The following is an 18,289-nucleotide window of genomic DNA, read 5'->3' on the forward strand; positions in this document are numbered from 1 at the left end:
GGATGAGAGCCCGCACCCGCGCCGCCGCGATCCTGCTGACCCCGTTCTTCGTCCTGTTCACCGCCGTGATGCTGATCCCGATCGGTTACGCGGTCTGGCTCAGCCTCTTCACCGAACAGCAGTCGGGGCTCGGCTTCGGCGGATCCGAGACGGTCTTCACCGGACTCGGCAATTACACGGCGGCGCTGGGTGACCGGGTCTTCCGCGACGGCTTCCTCGTCCTCCTCGGCTACTGCGCCGTCTACATCCCGCTGATGGTCGGCGGCGCCCTCGGCCTCGCCCTGCTGCTCGACTCGGCGCTCGCCCGCGCCCGGCGCTTCTTCCAGCTCGCGCTGTTCCTGCCGCACGCCGTGCCCGGCATCATCGCCGCGATGATCTGGCTGTACCTGTACACGCCGGGCCTCAGCCCCGTCGTCTCCGCGATGCACTCCGGCGGCATCGGCTTCGACTTCTTCTCGCCCGGTGGCGCGCTGCCCTCCGTCGTGAACATCGCGCTGTGGGAATGGCTCGGCTACAACATGGTGATCTTCTACGCCGCCCTCCAGGCCATCGACCGCTCGGTGCTCGAAGCGGCCACGGTGGACGGGGCGAGCGGCGGACGCATCGCGTTCAGCATCAAGCTCCCGCTGATCCGGTCCTCGGTCGTGATGGTCGTCCTCTTCACGATCATCGGCTCGCTCCAGCTCTTCACCGAGCCGCTGATCCTCAACACCGGCTCCGGGTCCGCCGTCTCCTCCTCCTGGACACCGAACATGTACGCCTACACCGCGGCCTTCGCCCGTAACGACTTCGGACTCGCGGCCGCCGCCTCCGTACTCCTGGCGCTCACCGCCGCCCTGCTGTCCTTCGTCGTCACCCGCCTCACCGGCCGGAAGGGTGCGCGCGCATGAGCACCACGACCCGCAAGAACCCCTGGCTGTCCAAGGCGGCCGTCAACGGAGCGCTGCTCCTGGCCGTCCTCTACATGCTCTTCCCGCTCGTCTGGCTGGTCACCGCCGCCACCAAGGACACCGGCTCGCTGCTCGCCGGGGACACCTTCTCCTTCAAGGGCTTCGACCTCTCGAAGAACCTCTCCGACATCGCCACGTACGGGGACGGCGTCTACTTCCGGTGGTACGGGAACAGCCTGCTGTACGCGGGAGTGGGCGCCGCGGTCTGCTCGCTGATCTGCGTCGCCGCCGGGTACGCCTTCGACAAGTACGAGTTCCGGGCAAAGGAGAAGCTGTTCGGTCTCGTCCTGCTCGGGGTGCTCGTCCCGACGACCGCGCTGGCCCTGCCGATGTACCTGCTGGCCAGCAAGCTCGGCCTCGTCAACACGTACTGGTCGGTGCTGATCCCCGTCCTGGTGAACCCGTTCGGTGTCTATCTCGCCCGGGTGTTCTCCTCCGGCTACATCCCTGGTGAGGCGCTGGAGGCGGCGCGCATCGACGGGGCGGGCGAGCTGCGCACCTTCTTCTCCATCGGGCTGCCGATGATGATGCCGGGGTTCGTCACGGTCTTCCTCTTCCAGTTCACCGCGATCTGGAACAACTTCTTCCTCCCGCTGGTGATGCTCTCCGACCGCGAGCTCTTCCCGCTGAGCCTCGGCCTGTACTCCTGGAACACCAACACCCACAGCGAGCCCGGCTTCTACCCGCTCGTCGTCACCGGGTCGCTCCTCGCCGTCATCCCGCTGATCGTCGCCTTCGTCTCCCTGCAACGGCACTGGAAGGCCGGACTCACCGCCGGCAGCGTCAAGTAGCCCCCACACCAAGGGAGTCGTTCACCCATGCAGTCCACCCCTGCCCCCCGGCCGGCCGTCCTGCTCGCGATGGGCCCGGACATCTACGAGCGCCTCTTCGAGCCCCGCCACCGCGACCGGCTCGCCGCCCTCGCCCGTACGGACCCGGCCCTCGTCGCCCACGACCTGGCCGACCCGGACCCCCGCGTCGCCGCCGCGCTCGCCGAGGCGGAGGTCCTGTTCACCTGCTGGGGCGCCACCCCGCTCACCGCCCGGGTCCTCGCCGCCGCGCCCCGCCTGAAGGCGGTCGTCCACGCGGCCGGTTCCGTCAAGCACCACATCACCGACGCCTGCTGGGAGCGCGGCCTCGCCGTCTCCTCGGCGGCCGGGGCCAACGCGCTGCCGGTGGCGGAGTACACCCTGGCCACGATTCTGCTCGCCAACAAGCGCATCCCGCACTCGGCCCACGTCTACCGCGAGGTCCGCGCCGACCACGACTGGCGCGCCGAGCTGGACGGTGCCGGAAACTACCGCCGCACGGTGGGCATCGTCGGCGCCTCCCGCATCGGCCGCCGTGTCATCGAGCTGCTCCGCCCCTTCGACCTGGCGGTCCTGCTGTACGACCCCTTCGTCACCGCGGCCGAGGCGGCGCGCCTGGGCGTCGAACCGGTCGCCCTGGACCAACTGTGCGCCCGCGCCGACGTCGTCTCCGTGCACGCCCCCCAGCTCCCCGAGACCCACCACATGATCGGCGCCCGCCAACTGGCCCTGATGCGGACCGGCTCGACGCTGATCAACACGGCCCGGGGTTCCCTGCTCGACGAGGCGGCCCTCCTGCGCGAACTGGTCCCGGGCCGCCTCCACGCCGTACTCGATGTGACGGACCCCGAAGTGCCGCCGTCCGACTCCCCGTTGTACGACCTCCCGAACGTCCTCCTGACCCCCCATGTGGCGGGCTCCCTCGGCAACGAACTGCACCGCATGGCCGACCACGCCCTGGACGAGCTGGAGCGGTACACCCAGGGCCGCCCGTTCGCGGAGCCGGTGCATCCGGCGGCGCTGGACCGGTCGGCGTGACGTCCGGGCACGCGCGGAGGCCCCGGCTTCACGCGTGCCCGGGGACGGCGGCGACTGCCTGAGCGACCACCGGACAACGCGCTTACTTCAGTCGGGGCGTGTGGGCTTCGCATCCCGTTCCGCCGCCTCGGCGACGCTCTTGATGTTCGCCAGCCGCCTGTCCCAGGAGGCCGCGAGCGAGGCCATCCACCGTGCCGTCGCGTCGAGCGCCGCGGGCCGTACCGCGTACCGCACCTCGCGTCCGACCCGGCCGCCGGACACCAGCCCGGCGGCCTCCAGGACGGCGAGGTGTTTGACCACCGCCTGCCGCGAGACGGGAAGCGGTCCGGCCAGCGTCGTAGCAGTGGCCTCGCCCTGTGCGGCGAGCAGGTCGAGCAGCCGGCGCCGCGTCGGGTCCGCCAGCGCGGCGAGGACACCGTCGACGGCCTCGGGACGTTCCTCCGTCACGCGGCGGGCTGTTCTTCGGCACGGCCCTTGAGCGCGCCGAGCTCCAGGGGCCAGCCCCCGGCGTGGTCCTTCAGGTTCTGGCTGCGCAGTCCCTCGGACGCGGCCAGCGCCGCGAACCCGCTCTCGACGACGCGCAGCCGCGTCCCCTCGCCCTCCGGGGTCAACGTGAACTCCACGAGGGTGCTGTTGTCCTCGCGCAGCTCTTCTCCGGGGAACGCACTGGTCCAGCGGTACGCCAGGTAGGTGGGCGGCTCGACCTTCTCCACCCGCACCGGGAAGTCGCCGTGCTCGGTGTTCCTCGCCGTCATCAACGCCCCCTCCTCGGCCACGGTCCCGGGCAGACTCGCCTTGTCGGCCACCCAGAACCCGGGCTGGGCCACCAGCGACCAGACCCGCTCCAGGGGCGCCGCGATCAAGGTCTCGCTTTCGATCCGGTCCTCGCTCATGAAAGCTCCTTCATCGTCACCATCAGATGCAACTCCAGGGTTGCACTTCCCCCATCCAGACGCAACCCGAGGGTTGCGCCCGAATACCCACCGCACAGCAGAAAGGCCCGGCCCCCCGCAGGGGACCGGGCCTCTTCGCGCTACGCGTTAGTGCGAGTGGCCGTGGCCGTGGCCCGCGGCCTCCGGCTCCTCCTCGGCCGGCTTCTCGACGACCAGGGTCTCGGTCGTGAGCAGCAGCGACGCGATGGACGCGGCGTTCTCCAGGGCGGAGCGGGTGACCTTGACCGGGTCGATGACGCCGGCCTTGACCAGGTCGCCGTACTCGCCGGTGGCGGCGTTGAAGCCCTGGCCCTTGTCGAGCTCGGAGACCTTGGAGGTGATGACGTAACCCTCCAGGCCCGCGTTCTCGGCGATCCAGCGCAGCGGCTCGACGGCGGCGCGGCGGACGACCGCGACACCGGTGGCCTCGTCGCCGGTCTTGCCGAGGTTGCCCTCAAGGACCTTGACGGCGTGGACGATGGCGGAGCCACCACCGGAGACGATGCCCTCCTCGACCGCGGCGCGGGTCGCGGAGATGGCGTCCTCCAGACGGTGCTTCTTCTCCTTGAGCTCGACCTCGGTGGCGGCACCGACGCGGATCACGCAGACACCGCCGGCCAGCTTCGCCAGGCGCTCCTGGAGCTTCTCGCGGTCCCAGTCGGAGTCCGTGGCCTCGATCTCGGCCTTGATCTGGTTGACGCGGCCGGCGACCTCGTCGGACTTGCCGCCACCGTCGACGATGGTGGTGTCGTCCTTGGTGACGGTCACGCGGCGGGCGGTGCCCAGCACGTCCAGACCGGCCTGGTCGAGCTTGAGGCCGACCTCCTCGGCGATGACGGTCGCACCGGTGAGGGTGGCGATGTCGCCGAGCATGGCCTTGCGGCGGTCACCGAAGCCCGGCGCCTTGACGGCGACGGCGTTGAACGTGCCGCGGATCTTGTTCACGACCAGGGTCGACAGGGCCTCGCCCTCGACGTCCTCGGCGATGATCAGGAGCGGCTTGGAGCCACCGCCCTGGATGACCTTCTCCAGGAGCGGCAGCAGCTCCTGGATCGAGCCGATCTTGCCCTGGTGGATCAGGATGTACGGGTCGTCGAGGACGGCCTCCATACGCTCCTGGTCGGTCACCATGTACGGGGACAGGTAGCCCTTGTCGAAGGCCATGCCCTCGGTGAAGTCGAGGTCCAGACCGAAGGTGTTGGACTCCTCGACGGTGATGACACCGTCCTTGCCGACCTTGTCCATCGCGTCCGCGATGAGCTCGCCGACCTGCGGGTCCTGCGCGGAGAGCGCGGCGACGGCGGCGATGTCGGACTTGTCGTCGATCGGGCGGGCGGTCGCGAGGAGCTCCTCGGACACGGCCTTGACCGCGGCGTCGATGCCCTTCTTCAGGGCGGCCGGGGAGGCACCGGCGGCGACGTTGCGCAGACCCTCGCGGACGAGCGCCTGGGCCAGGACGGTGGCGGTGGTGGTGCCGTCACCCGCGACGTCGTTGGTCTTGGTGGCCACCTCCTTCACCAGCTGGGCGCCGAGGTTCTCGTACGGGTCGTCCAGCTCGACCTCGCGCGCGATGGTGACACCGTCGTTGGTGATGGTGGGGGCGCCGAACTTCTTGTCGATGACGACGTTGCGGCCCTTGGGGCCGATCGTCACCTTGACCGTGTCGGCAAGCTTGTTGACGCCGCGCTCAAGGGCGCGACGGGCGTCCTCGTCGAACTTCAGGATCTTCGCCATGGAGCTGAACTGTTCCTCTCAAAAACAAGAACTGCGCCCCTGCCGCCCGGCTGGTTAGATCGCAGGGGGCCAGGGGCGCAGAACAGAAGCAAACGTGGGTGAATTACTTCTCGATGATCGCGAGGACGTCGCGCGCCGAGAGGACGAGGTACTCCTCGCCGTTGTACTTCACCTCGGTGCCGCCGTACTTGCTGTACAGCACGACATCGCCGGTCTTGACGTCGAGCGGCAGGCGCTCGCCGTTCTCGAAGCGGCCCGGGCCCACGGCCAGGACGACGCCCTCCTGGGGCTTCTCCTTGGCGGTGTCCGGGATAACCAGGCCGGAGGCCGTGGTCTGCTCGGCGTCGAGCGGCTGGACCACAATGCGGTCCTCGAGCGGCTTGATCGCAACCTTGGAGCTGGCGGTCGACACGATCCGGTCTCCCCCTTCGGAGATCTCACGGGGTTTAACAGTCTTTGGGTGGCGACCAGGTGGGCCCGTCGTCGCGGGTGCCGGACCTGCCGGTCGCGCAGTACTGCTGGCACTCTCCAGTGGGGAGTGCCAGCACTGAGACTATGACCGCGATTAGCACTCGGTCAAGCGGAGTGCCAATTCACGCCCCTCGTGGCGTACGCGGGAGCCGCCGGCCCCACCGTACGGCTGCGGCCGCACAACGTTCCGGACACCGTAGGGACAACGCCGGGGCCGCCCGGTCCGTTCCGGTGGACGGTGGCGGCATGCGCATACGAAGCTCCGACCGCCCGGCCCCCTCGCGCCCCGGTCCGGTGATGACCGGCTGCCTGGACGTGGTGCTCGGGATGCTGCTCATCGCGCTGGAGGGGCTGCTCAGCGCGGTTCTCTTCTACGCGTACACGGGCTCCGACCCCCGGCCGCCGAACCCGGACATGGCGGAGGCCGGACCGCCCGGGATGGACTGGTCCGGCACTCTCGTCCTCGCCGCCATCACGGTGGCGGCCTGTGTGATCGGCGTGGTGCTGCTGCGCCACGGGCTGCCGATCGCGGGGGTCGTCCAGCTGCTCGGCGTATGCCTGCTGCTGGTCCTCACCCTGACGGCCTGGCACAGCGCCTACGAGGACGCGCACCCGGAGCCGGGGGACGCCCGCGCGTACGCCGCCTCCTATACGTAGTCCTCCAGGCGGGCCACGGAGTAACCCTGGTCCGTGATGACCTTCATGACGGACCGGACCAGGTCGGGCATGCTGCCCTTCCAGTCCGCCTTGCCCCGGAAGTGCGTGAGGATGATGTCGCCGGGGTGCAGCTTCTGGTCCTCCTCGCGCCACTCCATGTGGTCGGGGAACGCCTCCGCCTCCCACAGCGGCACGGCGGTGATGCCGCAGGACTTGGCGATCTTCAGCGTGTCGGTGTTGTAGTTGCCGTACGGCGGCCGGAAGAGCCGGGGCCGCTTGCCGAACTGCTTCTCCAGGATGTCCTGCTGGTCGCAGATCTCGCGCTTCTGCTCGTCGTGGGAGAGGCCCGGCAGATAGCGGTGGTTGAGCGTGTGGTTGCCGAGGACGGTCCCGCGCGACTGGGCGTCCTTGAAGTACGTGTAGTCGTCGCGCACCAGGTAGTCGGTGAGGAAGGCGCTGTACGGGATGTTCAGCTCCGACATCATCTTCAGCAGCTCGGGGTCCTTGTCGTCCCCGTCGTCCATCGTCAGGAAGACGACCTTGTCCGTGGTGGGGACCCGGGTGAAGACCGGCGGCAGCGAGTCGTCCTGACCCGAGACCTCGAAGCCCTTGCGCGTGGTGATGTGCGGCTTCTGCGCGGGCGGTACGGGCGCCGCGAGCGGTGTGCCCGCCAGGCCCCACTTCTTGGCGGCGACCGCGCGGGCCGCCTGGGCCAGCTTCGCCCGCTCCGCCTGCGCCGCGCGGGTACCGAGCGCCCCGGCCGCCGGTTCCGCCGGCGCGCCCGGCTGCCCCGCCTGGGCCTTCGCGCTCCGGGCGGCGGTGCCCGAGTCGTCCCCGGCCGCACAGCCGGACGCGGCGGCGGCGACCAGGAGCGCGGCGAGGACCGCGTAACCCGGCCTGCGCCGCAGGCGTCCCCGTACCCGCTGCCGCCCGCCCGTCACCGCACCCGGTTCACGCCCATTCATGGCCAATTTGTCCTTTTGTCGTACTGGCTGCATGGCGCCGGATCCTGCCAGTACGTGACGGGGCATCGGCCACGACACCGCCGCCGGGCGCGCGCGGTCCCCCGGGTGGCTCACACGGAGGGGGCCTAGGGCCTGTCTGAAGAGGCTTCAGCGGTGCGCGCCGCCGGCTCCGGACACCAGGGGCGGCGGCGCGGTCGCCCCGGCCAGGGTCCGCACGATCCAGCGCCGGTGCCAGAACGCCTTGAAGACGCCGACGAGCCCGACGACCCAGGCCAGCAGCCCGAGCCCCATCATCAGCGCCATCAGCCCGTACGTGTCCTCGCCCCGGACCGCTCCGGCGGGCACGACGACGCAGAGGTAGAGGCCCAGCGCGCCGAGCGCGAAGGAGGGCAGCAGCCACCCCAGGCTCGTGCCGGGGAGCCGGAGTCCGGCGTCGCGGGCGGGATCGCGGTCCAGCTCGCCCCACTGCGTGAGCAGCCGACGCAGCGCCACGTCCCGGCGCAGTCCGGAGACGAGCAGGATCACCGCCGGGATCAGGGCGCCGGCGCCGAGCGCGAGCATCACCAGGGCGAAGATCGCGCTGATGGGGTCGTACGACTCCTCGAAGCCGATGAGCGCCGTCCCGATGAACGACCAGCCGATCGCGCCGACCGCTCCCCACAGCCACAGCAGCCCGAGCCGGCCGGGTCCGACGTGCGCCTTGACCAGCACGCCGAGCAGGAACGACCGGTCGGCGAGCAGCGCGTCCCGGTCGGGCCAGGAACGTATCTCCACGGGCGGCGGGGGCGGCGGCAGCACGAAGCGAGGGGACATGGGGCCGACCCTATCGAGCGCCCCTGGCCCCAATTGCCGCGCGGGGCTCAGGCGTTGCGGATGGCCTCGATGTCCAGGCGCTTCATGCCGAGCATGGCCTTCATCGCGCGGGCGGCCTTCTCCGGGTCCGGGTCGGTCAGGGCGTCACCGAGGCCCGGCGGGACGATCTGCCAGAAGAGGCCGTACTTGTCCTTGAGCCAGCCGCACTGGATCTCCTGCCCGCCGCCGGAGGTGAGCTCGTTCCACAGCCGGTCCACCTCCTCCTGCGAGTCGCACTCGACGGAGAGCGAGGCGGCCTCGTTGAGCGTGACCTCGGGCCCGCCGTCGAACGCGACGTACTCCGCGCCGTCCAGCTGGAACCGCACGGTCATCGCCGTGCCCTCCTCGCCGGGGCTCGCGGCGGTCCAGCGGGTGGTTTCCAGGACGCGCGAGTCGCCGCCGACGACGGAGACGTAGTAGTCGGCCGCCTCCTCGATCAGGCCCTTCGGGTACCAAAGGAACGTGGTGACCTTCTGCATGGTCCTTCTCCTCACGTACAGGGGCAAAGTGCCGTGAAGGGTAGACCGCGGGAGCGTCCGGAACTCATCGACGTGCCGGGGCTAAGCAGCGCCCAGCGATTCGAAGCGCCAGCGGTGGACCGGACGGGTGACGAGGTCCGGGTCCGGCTCGGGCAGCTCCGGCAGCTCGTCGGCGTACCCGCCCTGCCACCAGGTGATGACGAGGACCCGGTCCTGCGGGGCGCGCAGCAGCTCGCTGCGGAGCGGGGGGCGGGGCAGCGCGGCGGCGCGGGCGCGGGCCCACTCCGCCAGCTCGCCGCCCCGGCCCTCGGCGGCGCGGGCCTCCCACATCAGGGCGGTGACGGGGGCGCTCATGAGTACAGGTTGTCCTTGCTGACCTCGTGCACGTGGTCGTGGCTGTGGCTGTGGGCGCCCGGGACGTGGGTCTCGGTGACGGGCAGCGAGGAGTCGGCGGACAGCTCCAGGTCGGAGGCGGGCCGGTTGCGGGCGACCATCTCGGCGCCGAGCGCGGCGACCATCGCCCCGTTGTCGGTGCACAGCTTGGGGCGGGGCACGCGCAGCCGGATGCCGGCCCGGTCGCACCGCTCCTGGGCGAGCGCGCGCAGCCGGGAGTTGGCCGCGACGCCGCCGCCGATCATCAGGTGGTCGACGCCCTCGTCCTTGCAGGCGCGGACGGCCTTACGGGTGAGCACGTCGACGACGGCCTCCTGGAAGGACGCGGCCACGTCGCGCACCGGCACCTCTTCGCCGGCCGCCCGCTTGGCCTCGATCCAGCGGGCGACGGAGGTCTTCAGGCCGGAGAAGGAGAAGTCGTACGCGGGGTCGCGCGAGCCGGTGAGTCCGCGCGGGAAGGCGATGGCGGCCGGGTCGCCCTCGCGGGCGAGGCGGTCGATGACCGGGCCGCCTGGGAAGCCGAGGTCCAGGACGCGGGCGATCTTGTCGAACGCCTCGCCGGCCGCGTCGTCGATGGTCGCGCCGAGCGGCCGCACGTCGTTGGTGATGTCCGGGGCGAGCAGCAGCGAGGAGTGCCCGCCGCTGACCAGGAGCGCCATGGTGGGCTCGGGCAGGGGGCCGTGCTCCAGCTGGTCGACGCAGATGTGGGACGCCAGGTGGTTGACCCCGTACAGCGGCTTGTTCAGCGCGTACGCGTACGCCTTGGCGGCGGAGACGCCGACGAGCAGGGCGCCCGCGAGGCCGGGTCCGGCGGTGACGGCGATGCCGTCGAGGTCGCGGCCGCTGACCCCGGCCTCCTTGAGGGCGCGCTCGATGGTGGGGACCATCGCCTCCAGGTGGGCGCGGGAGGCGATCTCGGGGACGACGCCGCCGAAGCGGGCGTGCGTGTCGACGCTGGACGCGACGGCGTCCGCGAGGAGCGTGGTCCCCCGGACGATGCCGACCCCGGTTTCGTCGCAGGAGGTCTCGATGCCGAGTACGAGCGGTTCGTCAGCCATCAGTGGGTCCCGTTTTCTTCTACTTCTTCGTGTACGTGGAGGCGCATGACGAGCGCGTCGATGTTGCCCGGCTGGTAGTAGCCGCGGCGGAAGCCGATCGGTACGAAGCCGAAGCGCTCGTAGAGCTTCTGGGCGCGCGTGTTGTCGACGCGGACCTCAAGGAGCACCTCGGCGCACTCGAAGGCCGTGGCGTGCCGGAGCAGGTCGGTGAGCAGCTCGGAGCCGAGCCCGCCGCCCCAGTGGTCGCGGGCGACGGCGATCGTCTGTACGTCGGCGAGGTCGCCGGCGGCCGCGAGGCCCGCGTACCCGACGATCCGGCCGGTGCCGGGCTCCTCGGCGACGACGTAGCGGCGGGTGGCCGCCGGGCCGCGCGCGTGGGCGAGCTCGGACCAGAACATCCCCGCCGACCAGGCGTCCTCCGGGAACAGCTCGTGCTCCAGGGCGAGCACGGGGTCGATGTCCCACCAGCGCATCTCGCGCAGCACCGCGGTCGTGACGGTCACTTCGGGGTGACCACCTTGTAGTTCTTCGGCACCTGCGCGTCGGGCCTGCGCAGGTAGAGCGGCTGCGGCGGCAGCAGCTCCTCGCCGGCCGCGAGGCGTTCGGCGGCGAGGCCCGCGAGGGCGCCCGCTGCGAGGTGTTCGGGGCCGCGCGCGTCCGGGAACGCCTCCGGATAGAGCACCGCGCCCGCGCCGACGACCGGGAGGCCCGCGAGCCGGTCCGCGATGTCGGCGGGCCGGTCGACGGAGGGGCCCTCGGTCCGGGTGCGGGCGTCCTCGTACCGCGCCCAGTAGACCTCCTTGCGGCGGGCGTCCGTGGCGACGGCGAAGGGGCCGGCGAGCCCGGCGGCGTACGCGAGGCCGTCCAGGGTGCACAGGCCGTGCACGGGCACGGAGAGCGCCGAGCCGAAGGTGGCGGCCGTCACCAGGCCGACGCGCAGTCCGGTGTACGGGCCGGGGCCGACGCCCACGACGACGTCCGTCACCGCGTCGAGTTTCACCCCGGCGTCCGCGAGGACCCGGTCGACGGCGGGCAGCAGCAGCTCCCCGTGCTTGCGGGCGTCGACCTGGACGGACTCGGCGACGACGCGGGTCCCGTCGTGCAGGGCGACGGTGACGGCGGGGGTGGCGGTATCCATTGCGAGCAAGAGCACGCAAACAGCCTACGGCTCCGGCGCGGCCCGCCCCGCGCCCCGTACGGCATCCCGGCCGGGGCGGTCCCGGCTGCTACCGTCACCGGGTATACGCGGAGTACGTGTAAACGCTTGTACGACTTACGGTTCACGTCCGCGTACAACGTACTGATCGCGCCTGACGGCACACGACAGCGAAAGAGGCACGCACGGTGGCAAGGGGCAGCTCGGGAATCGTGGCCGCGCTCACCGCGGCGGCCGTCGTGGCGGTCGGCTTCCTGGCGTACCAGGCTTCCGCGCATGTGCCGGACGACCTGGCCACGAAGCCGAAGGCGTCGAGCAGCGCCTCGGCGTCCGCCCCGGCGGGCGGGCACGGCAAGGCCAAGCCGAAGAAGGACCCGCTCGCCGTCCCGGCCGGCTCCGGCACCGGGGCGCGGGTCGTGTACGCGCTGCACGACCGCCGGGTGTGGCTGGTCGACGCGAAGGGGAAGGCGTCGCGGACGTTCAAGGTGATGCCGAGCTCGGTGCTCGCGGCGCCGGGCACGTATCACGTGACGTCGCGCTCGGGCAGCGTGAAGGGGTCCGACGGCGTGCCGATCGAGCACGTGGTGCGGTTCGCCACGGTGAACGACGTGACGATCGGCTTCAGCGCCGCGCAGGACGGGTCGATGGAGGAGCCGGATCCTACGGTGAAGGCGGGGGGCGTGCGGATGTCTCGGGCCGACGGGGAGGCGGTGTGGCGGTTCGCCACGGTGGGGGCGACCGTCGTGGTGGTCCCGTAGACGGGACGGGCCTTTGTCCTCAATCGCCGGACGGGCTTGAATGTGCGGCCCGTCCTCGGTCCCGTTACCGATGTCCTCAATCGCCGGACGGGCTGGTTTTCTGCGGGCCGTCGGTGCCCGCGCTCACCGATGTCCTCAATCGCCGGACGGGCTTGATTTTGCCGCCCGTCCGGCTTTTGCCGTGCGGGCGGATTTCGCCGCGTGAGCAGGGTTTGCCGCGTGAGCGGCGTTGACTGGGCGCGCAGGATTCACCGGGCGGGGCTGGTTGCGTGGCGATGGCGGTGTTGATACCGCGTTCGCCGCTGCCGTCGCGGCCAGCAGTGTGCTCATGGGGACCGCCGTGCTCGGCGGTTGCGGGTCGCGGTCGGATGTCGGCATGGACGCCTCCTGAGGCTCCGGCTCCGGTGGGGCGTGGTTAGGTAGACCTAACCCGCTCTCGTCCTCCATGTCACCATGTCCGCCCCGTCCCGCGCAACATTTTGCCGACAGCTCGTCGGAAACAGTGGTCCGGTCAGGCCCACGGCGCCCAGGACTCGTTGCGCAGGCCCGCCCAGCGCGTCCCCACGCCCACCAGGGTCACCGTGCGCCGTTCGTCGTCCGTGTCCCCCACCGCGCGGTCGATGAACACCTGGAGGCGGTCGTCCGAGAGCTCCTCGACCTTGCCGTCGCCCCACTCCACGACCACCACGGACTCCGGCAGCGACACGTCGAGGTCCAGGTCCTCCATCTCGTCGAGCCCGCCGCCCAGGCGGTACGCGTCGACGTGGACCAGCGCGGGCCCGCCGGAGAGCGACGGGTGGACGCGGGCGATCACGAACGTGGGGGATGTCACCGCGCCCCGTACGCCCAGGCCCTCGCCGAGCCCCCGGGTCAGGGTCGTCTTGCCGGCGCCCAGTTCGCCGGTGAGCATGACGAGGTCGCCGGGGCGCAGCGCGGCGGCGAGCCGGCGGCCGAGGGCCTGCATCTGTTCGGGGGAGTCGAGGGCGAGGCGCACACTGACGGCGCCGGTGACGTTCTCGTACGCGGTGGCCTCAGTGGCCGCCGGGCTGTTCTGCGGTTCCATGCCCGCCAACGTTAGAGGACTCCGGTACGGCTCCGGCCCGCACCAGCAGGTCCGCGAGCCGGTCGGTCACCGTCTCGGGGTGTTCCAGCATCACCAGGTGCCCGGCGTCCGGCACGATGACGAGTTCCGCGTCGGGCAGCAGGTCCGCGATGGCCTCGCTGTGCGAGCTGGGCGTCACAAGGTCCTTGTCCCCGGCCAGGATGAGGACCGGGAGGTCGCGGAAGAGGGGCAGGGCCGCGCTCTTGTCGTGCTCCGCGAAGGCCGGGTAGAACTCGGCGACCACGTCGATCGGGGTGGACTCGATGAGCCGTTCCGCGAACCGCGCGACGGCCGGGTCCACGTCCCGGGAGCCGAAGGAGTACCGCTTGATCAGCCCGGCGAACAGGTCGGCGGTCGCCCGGCGCCCCCGCTCCACCAGCTCCGCCTGCGAGCCGAGCGCCCGCAGCACTCCGGGGAGCACGCGTCGCACGGCGTTGACGCCCATCACGGGCAGCCCGAAGCTGACCTCGTTGAGCCTGCCGCTCGACGTACCGACGAAGGCGACGGCGGCGACCCGGTCGCGGAGCAGGTCCGGGTACTGGTCGGCGAGCGCCATGATCGTCATGCCGCCCATCGAGTGGCCGACGAGGACGAGCGGGCCCTCGGGCGCGGCGGCGTCGATGACGGCCTTGAGGTCGCGGCCGAGCTGGTCGATGCCGACCGGCACCCCTCCCCCGGCGCGGGCCTGGGCGCGGCCGCGCTCGGAGCGGCCATGGCTGCGCTGGTCCCAGTGGACGGTGCGCACGAGGCCGCGCAGGGCGGCGCGCTGGAAGTGCCAGGAGTCCTGGCCGAGGCAGTAGCCGTGGCTGAAGACGACGGTGACGGGGGCGGGCGCCTTGCGGCCGAAGAGGCGGCGCCTGCGGGAGCCCGAGGGGCCGGGGTCCTCGGGCGGATCGACCTCGTCCACCTCGTAGTACAGCTGGGTGCCGTCGTCGGCGGTGGCCCGGCCGGGGGTCCCGCGCAGCGAGCCGTACGGGCCGGTGGCGTCCAGGGCGAGGCGGGCACGCTTTCGCATGCCCCGGCCGACGGTCAGCCGCTCCACGGCGACCCCGGCCGCGGCCCCGGCGGCGAGCACGCCTATGGCGGCGCCGGCGAGGCCCGCCCGGCGCCAGCCGGCCCCCGAAGCGGCCGCCGTCGCCATCACGTCACCCGTGCTGATGTCGCTCACCCGTGCCCCGCTCCTCGTGGGTCGTGTCAGTGGGTCGTGCTCAGTCGGTGCTGTCAGTCGGTCGTGGCGCCCAGGTGGACGCGCGGTACCCGGCCGCCGATCCGGGTGACGATCTCGTACGCGATGGTGCCGGCGGCCTCCGCCCAGTCCTCGGCGCTCGGCTCGCCCCGGTCGCCGGGCCCGAAGAGCACCGCCTCGCTGCCCGCCGCCACCTCGGCGCCGTCCAGGTCCACGACGAACTGGTCCATGGCGACCCGGCCCGCGATCGTCCGCCGCACCCCGCCGACCAGGACCGGGCCCCGGCCGGACGCGTGGCGCGGGATGCCGTCGGCGTAACCGAGGGGCACCAGGGCGAGGGTGGTCTCGCGGGGGGTCGTGTAGTGGTGGCCGTAGCTGATGCCGTGGCCGGCCGGGACCTGCTTGACCAGGGCGACGGACGCGGCGAGCGTCATCACGGGGCGCAGCCCGAAGTCGGCGGCGGTGCCCAGTTCCGGGCTGGGCGAGATGCCGTACATGGCGATCCCGGTCCGCACCAGGTCGAAGTGGGAGTCGGGGACGGTCAGGGTCGCCGGGGAGTTCGCGATGTGCCGCACCTCGGGCTCGATCCCGGCCTTCTCGGCGTACTCCACCATGTCGCGGAAGGTGTCCAGCTGGGCGGTGATCGAGGGGTGGCCGGGCTCGTCGGCGCAGGCGAAGTGGGACCAGAGGCCGGTGACGCGGACGGTGCCCGCGCGCTCGGCGGCGCGGGCGGCGGCGACCAGTTCGGGCCAGTCGGCGGGCTGGCAGCCGGCCCGGCCGAGTCCGGTGTCGGCCTTGAGGTGGATACGGGCGGGCCGCCCGGCCGCCGCGGCGGCCCCGGTGACCTCGCGCAGCGCCCACATCCCGCTGACCGAGACGTCGATGTCGGCCTCGATCGCCTCGCGCCAGGGCCCGCCCGGGGTCCAGAGCCAGCACAGCATCGGGCCGTCGAGCCCGGCGGCGCGCAGGGCCAGGGCCTCCTGCGGGGTCGCGGTGCCCAGCCACGTGGCGCCCGCCTCCCGCGCGGCGCGGGCGCAGGGGACCGCGCCGTGCCCGTAGGCGTCGGCCTTGACCACGGCCATGAGGTGCGCCCCGGCCGCCCGGGCGCGCAGGACGCGCACGTTGGCGCGGAGTGCGGCGAGGTCGATCTCGGCACGGGCTCGCAAGGACGCTGTCTCGTTCATATCGCGCCCAGTTTCTCATTCCCGCCCGTGCGGGCCGGTCCGGCGGGGCGCGTCAGCGGTGGCGCAGCTCGTGTTCCAGGTGGTCGGCGAGGACCGGTACGTGGCTGTGCCCGACGTCCTTGACGGCCGTCACGAGGGTCACCGGGCCGCCCTCGCGGACCAGCCCGGCGAGTTCGTCCACGGCCGCGGACTCCGCCGGACCGGCGAGTTCCGCCCGGTAGCGCTCCACGAAGGTGTCGTAGCGGGTGGCGGAGCGGTCCTCGTGGTACCAGGAGCGCAGTTCGTCGGACGGGGTGAGGTCCTTGAGCCAGCGGTCGATCGCGGCCTTCTCCTTGGACACCCCGCGCGGCCACAGCCGGTCCACCAGGACGCGGGTGCCGTCGCCCTCCTCCACCCCGTCGTACACCCGGCGTACGCGCACGTCACCGCTGCTGCTCACGGCCGGTCACCTCTCCTCGGACGGTCGGCTCTCCTCAGCTTCGCTCAGGCCCGGACGTCCCGCCACGCCCCGGGGATCGCGTCGGCGACGTCCATCGCGGCGACCGGGGAGCCGTCGGCGGCGCGGCGGGCGGCGAGCCCGTGCAGATAGGCCCCGGCCGATGCGGCGTCGAGCGGGGCGAGTCCGGCGGCGAGCAGGGAGCCGGTGAGGCCGGAGAGCACGTCGCCGCTGCCGGCCGTGGCCAGCCACGGGGTGCCGGTCGGGTTGACCCGGACCGGCGTGTCCGGGGTGTCCGTGGCGATGAGGGTGGTCGAGCCCTTGAGCAGCACCGTGGCACCGAACCGCCCGGCCAGTTCCCGTACGGCGGCGAGCCGCCCCGCCTCGACCTCCTCGCGCGCCACGCCGAGCAGCGCGGCGGCCTCCCCGGCGTGCGGGGTGAGGACGGTGGGGGCGGTACGAGCCCGCACCACGTCCGGGTCGAGGAGCCGCAGCCCGTCCGCGTCGACCAGCACCGGCACGTCGGTGGCCAGCACATCGGAGACGGCCGCCACGGCGTCGGTGCCGTCGCCGAGCCCGGGGCCGACGACCCACGCCTGCACCCGCCCGGCCTCCGAGGGGCGGCCCGCGTGGACCAGGGCCTCCGGATGGCGGGCGATGACCGCGTCGCCGCCGGGGCCCGCGTAGCGCACGGCCCCCGCACCGGCGCGCAGCGCCCCGGAGACGGCGAGCACGGCGGCGCCCGGGTAGCGCGCCGATCCGGCGGCGATGCCGACGACACCGCGCCGGTACTTGTCGCTCTCGGCGGCCGGTACGGGGAGCAGCGCGGCCAGGTCCTCGTACTGGAGCGCCTCCAGGTCGGGCACGGCGGGGAGTTCGGGCCCGAGGCCGATGTCCACGAGGCTCAGCGCCCCGGCCCGTTCGGCGGCCGGGTCCACGAGCAGCGCGGGCTTGTACGCGCCGAAGGTGACGGTGGCGTCCGCGCGCACCGCGTCGCCGGTCACCTCGCCGGTGTCCGCCTCGACCCCGCTGGGCAGGTCGACGGCGACGACGGGCGCGCCGTGCGCGGTGTACTTCCGGACCAGCTCGGCGGCCTCGGGGCGCAGTCCGCCGCGTCCGCCGATGCCGGTGATGGCGTCCACGACGAGGTCGATGCGCCCGGCCCAGTCCTCGTGCGCGGTGCTCTCCGCACCGTCGACCACGTGCCCGCCGGCCGCGACCAGAGCCGCGCTGCCGCCCTCGTGGGCCCGCCCCGGGACGACCCGCACGGCGACCACCCCCGCGCCCCGCCGGGCGAGCCGGGCCCCGGCGTACAGGGCGTCACCGCCGTTGGCACCGGTGCCGACGAGGAGGACGACGCGGGAACCGTAAACCCGCCCGACCCGGCGCAACAGCCCCGCACAAACAGCGGCAAGCCCGGCGGCGGCCCGCTGCATCAGCACCCCGTCGGGAAGCCGCGCCATGAGGGCGGCTTCGGCGGCCCGTACGGTGTCAACGCTGTAGGCAGTACGCATGCCTTCAACGTACGCACGTTCAGTGGCGCGCGCAGACCTCAGCCGCATCAAGCCCGTCCGGCGATTGAGGACATCGGCAACGGAACCGAGGACGGGCCGCACATTCAAGCCCGTCCGGCAAGCAGCCTCAACGGCGGCCAGCCAAAATCAAGCCCGTCCGGCGATTGAGGACGGAACCGGCACACCGGAGCACCCGAGGCCACAGCGGCGGAGCCCACGTCACCCCTCCGCGATCACCACCGCGGACGCCACCCCCGCGTCGTGGCTGAGCGACACGTGCCAGCTCTCCACCCCCAACGCGGCGGCGCGAGCCGCCACCGTGCCGCGCACCCGCAACCGCGGCTGCCCGCTCTCCTCCACGTACACCTCGGCATCCGTCCACAGCAGCCCGCCAGGCGCGCCGAGCGCCTTCGCCAGGGCCTCCTTGGCCGCGAACCGGGCGGCCAGCGAGGCGATCCCGCGCCGCTCCCCGCTCGGCAGCAGCAGCTCCGCCTCCACGAACAGCCGCGCAGCGAGTTGCGGCGTACGCTCCAGCGCCGCGTCGAACCGCTCGATCTCCGCCACGTCGATCCCGACCCCGATGATCACGTTCCCACCCTCACTGCTCGTCTCGGC

22 protein-coding genes are annotated in these 18,289 nt (G+C 72.4%); 5 read left to right on the forward strand and 17 right to left on the reverse strand.

Going from position 1 to position 18,289, the window contains the following annotated elements; genetic code table 11:
* Window positions 1-2 precede the first annotated feature (2 nt).
* From ACIQZN_RS07660 to ACIQZN_RS07670, 3 genes are read left to right on the forward strand one after another with little or no spacing between them, the layout of a single operon-like run.
* Window positions 3-890 carry a carbohydrate ABC transporter permease gene (locus ACIQZN_RS07660; protein WP_403989359.1) on the forward strand — a complete coding sequence of 296 codons (888 nt, stop codon included), beginning with the start codon at window positions 3-5 and terminating at the stop codon, window positions 888-890.
* Complete coding sequence (locus ACIQZN_RS07665; RefSeq protein WP_403989361.1) at window positions 887-1,741, forward strand: carbohydrate ABC transporter permease; 855 nt, start codon at window positions 887-889, stop codon at window positions 1,739-1,741. Before ACIQZN_RS07660 ends, ACIQZN_RS07665 begins: the two co-directional genes overlap by 4 nt.
* Before the next feature lie 27 nt (window positions 1,742-1,768).
* On the forward strand, window positions 1,769-2,797 hold the full coding sequence (locus tag ACIQZN_RS07670; RefSeq protein WP_403989363.1) for a hydroxyacid dehydrogenase: 1,029 nt from the start codon (window positions 1,769-1,771) through the stop codon (window positions 2,795-2,797).
* 87 nt (window positions 2,798-2,884) lie between these two features.
* On the opposite strand, the gene ACIQZN_RS07675 is transcribed toward ACIQZN_RS07670, so the two are convergent.
* The 4 genes from ACIQZN_RS07675 to groES form a co-directional block, all read right to left on the reverse strand.
* On the reverse strand, window positions 2,885-3,244 hold the full coding sequence (locus ACIQZN_RS07675) for an ArsR/SmtB family transcription factor (RefSeq protein ID WP_403989365.1): 360 nt from the start codon (window positions 3,242-3,244) through the stop codon (window positions 2,885-2,887).
* Complete coding sequence (locus ACIQZN_RS07680) at window positions 3,241-3,690, reverse strand: SRPBCC domain-containing protein (RefSeq protein ID WP_403989367.1); 450 nt, start codon at window positions 3,688-3,690, stop codon at window positions 3,241-3,243. Before ACIQZN_RS07680 ends, ACIQZN_RS07675 begins: the two co-directional genes overlap by 4 nt.
* A gap of 147 nt (window positions 3,691-3,837) precedes the next feature.
* The gene (groL, locus tag ACIQZN_RS07685; protein ID WP_403989369.1) at window positions 3,838-5,463 is read right to left on the reverse strand and encodes a chaperonin GroEL; all 1,626 of its coding nucleotides are present in this window, start codon (window positions 5,461-5,463) and stop codon (window positions 3,838-3,840) included.
* Window positions 5,464-5,566: 103 nt separating this feature from the next.
* Window positions 5,567-5,875, reverse strand: a complete 309-nt coding sequence (gene groES, locus ACIQZN_RS07690) for a co-chaperone GroES (RefSeq protein ID WP_018101172.1) — start codon at window positions 5,873-5,875, stop codon at window positions 5,567-5,569.
* Window positions 5,876-6,180: 305 nt separating this feature from the next.
* On the opposite strand from groES, the gene ACIQZN_RS07695 reads away from it, so the two are divergent.
* Window positions 6,181-6,591: a DUF6234 family protein gene (locus ACIQZN_RS07695; protein ID WP_403989371.1), complete on the forward strand. Its 411-nt coding sequence runs from the start codon at window positions 6,181-6,183 to the stop codon at window positions 6,589-6,591.
* Here ACIQZN_RS07695 and ACIQZN_RS07700 read toward each other — a convergent pair.
* The 7 genes from ACIQZN_RS07700 to tsaB form a co-directional block, all read right to left on the reverse strand.
* Entirely contained in the window at window positions 6,582-7,556 is a 975-nt protein-coding gene (locus ACIQZN_RS07700; RefSeq protein ID WP_403989373.1) for a polysaccharide deacetylase family protein, read from the reverse strand. The genes ACIQZN_RS07695 and ACIQZN_RS07700 overlap by 10 nt on opposite strands.
* Before the next feature lie 147 nt (window positions 7,557-7,703).
* Window positions 7,704-8,369 (reverse strand): hypothetical protein, encoded by a 666-nt coding sequence (locus tag ACIQZN_RS07705; protein ID WP_403989375.1) that lies wholly within the window; start codon window positions 8,367-8,369, stop codon window positions 7,704-7,706.
* 47 nt (window positions 8,370-8,416) lie between these two features.
* A complete protein-coding gene (locus ACIQZN_RS07710; RefSeq protein WP_403989377.1) occupies window positions 8,417-8,887 on the reverse strand; it encodes a VOC family protein in 471 nt (156 codons plus the stop codon).
* 81 nt (window positions 8,888-8,968) lie between these two features.
* Window positions 8,969-9,241, reverse strand: coding sequence for a hypothetical protein (locus ACIQZN_RS07715; RefSeq protein ID WP_403989379.1), 273 nt, complete (start codon window positions 9,239-9,241; stop codon window positions 8,969-8,971).
* The gene (gene tsaD / locus ACIQZN_RS07720) at window positions 9,238-10,338 is read right to left on the reverse strand and encodes a tRNA (adenosine(37)-N6)-threonylcarbamoyltransferase complex transferase subunit TsaD (RefSeq protein WP_403989381.1); all 1,101 of its coding nucleotides are present in this window, start codon (window positions 10,336-10,338) and stop codon (window positions 9,238-9,240) included. The genes ACIQZN_RS07715 and tsaD overlap by 4 nt, the downstream gene beginning before the upstream one ends.
* Entirely contained in the window at window positions 10,338-10,841 is a 504-nt protein-coding gene (gene rimI / locus ACIQZN_RS07725; RefSeq protein ID WP_403989383.1) for a ribosomal protein S18-alanine N-acetyltransferase, read from the reverse strand. The genes tsaD and rimI overlap by 1 nt, the downstream gene beginning before the upstream one ends.
* The gene (gene tsaB / locus ACIQZN_RS07730) at window positions 10,838-11,476 is read right to left on the reverse strand and encodes a tRNA (adenosine(37)-N6)-threonylcarbamoyltransferase complex dimerization subunit type 1 TsaB (RefSeq protein WP_403989899.1); all 639 of its coding nucleotides are present in this window, start codon (window positions 11,474-11,476) and stop codon (window positions 10,838-10,840) included. The genes rimI and tsaB overlap by 4 nt, the downstream gene beginning before the upstream one ends.
* A gap of 230 nt (window positions 11,477-11,706) precedes the next feature.
* Between tsaB and ACIQZN_RS07735 the strand changes: the two genes are divergently transcribed.
* Window positions 11,707-12,252: a hypothetical protein gene (locus ACIQZN_RS07735; protein ID WP_403989901.1), complete on the forward strand. Its 546-nt coding sequence runs from the start codon at window positions 11,707-11,709 to the stop codon at window positions 12,250-12,252.
* 511 nt (window positions 12,253-12,763) lie between these two features.
* Here the strand turns inward: ACIQZN_RS07735 and tsaE are convergent.
* The 6 genes from tsaE to ACIQZN_RS07765 all read right to left on the reverse strand — a co-directional run bounded on the left by tsaE (window position 12,764) and on the right by ACIQZN_RS07765 (window position 18,262).
* Window positions 12,764-13,315 (reverse strand): tRNA (adenosine(37)-N6)-threonylcarbamoyltransferase complex ATPase subunit type 1 TsaE, encoded by a 552-nt coding sequence (tsaE, locus tag ACIQZN_RS07740; RefSeq protein ID WP_403989385.1) that lies wholly within the window; start codon window positions 13,313-13,315, stop codon window positions 12,764-12,766.
* Window positions 13,284-14,495, reverse strand: a complete 1,212-nt coding sequence (locus tag ACIQZN_RS07745; RefSeq protein WP_403989903.1) for an alpha/beta fold hydrolase — start codon at window positions 14,493-14,495, stop codon at window positions 13,284-13,286. Before ACIQZN_RS07745 ends, tsaE begins: the two co-directional genes overlap by 32 nt.
* Before the next feature lie 80 nt (window positions 14,496-14,575).
* Window positions 14,576-15,724, reverse strand: a complete 1,149-nt coding sequence (alr, locus tag ACIQZN_RS07750) for an alanine racemase (RefSeq protein ID WP_403989387.1) — start codon at window positions 15,722-15,724, stop codon at window positions 14,576-14,578.
* 52 nt (window positions 15,725-15,776) lie between these two features.
* Window positions 15,777-16,163, reverse strand: coding sequence for a DUF488 domain-containing protein (locus ACIQZN_RS07755; RefSeq protein ID WP_403989389.1), 387 nt, complete (start codon window positions 16,161-16,163; stop codon window positions 15,777-15,779).
* Window positions 16,164-16,207: 44 nt separating this feature from the next.
* Window positions 16,208-17,674 carry an NAD(P)H-hydrate dehydratase gene (locus ACIQZN_RS07760; RefSeq protein WP_403989391.1) on the reverse strand — a complete coding sequence of 489 codons (1,467 nt, stop codon included), beginning with the start codon at window positions 17,672-17,674 and terminating at the stop codon, window positions 16,208-16,210.
* Window positions 17,675-17,893: 219 nt separating this feature from the next.
* Window positions 17,894-18,262, reverse strand: a complete 369-nt coding sequence (locus tag ACIQZN_RS07765; protein ID WP_403989393.1) for a holo-ACP synthase — start codon at window positions 18,260-18,262, stop codon at window positions 17,894-17,896.
* Between the last annotated feature and the right edge of the window lie 27 nt (window positions 18,263-18,289).

The sequence above is a fragment of the Streptomyces sp. NPDC097595 genome, assembly GCF_044761525.1.
Lineage (GTDB): Bacteria > Actinomycetota > Actinomycetes > Streptomycetales > Streptomycetaceae > Streptomyces > Streptomyces drozdowiczii_A.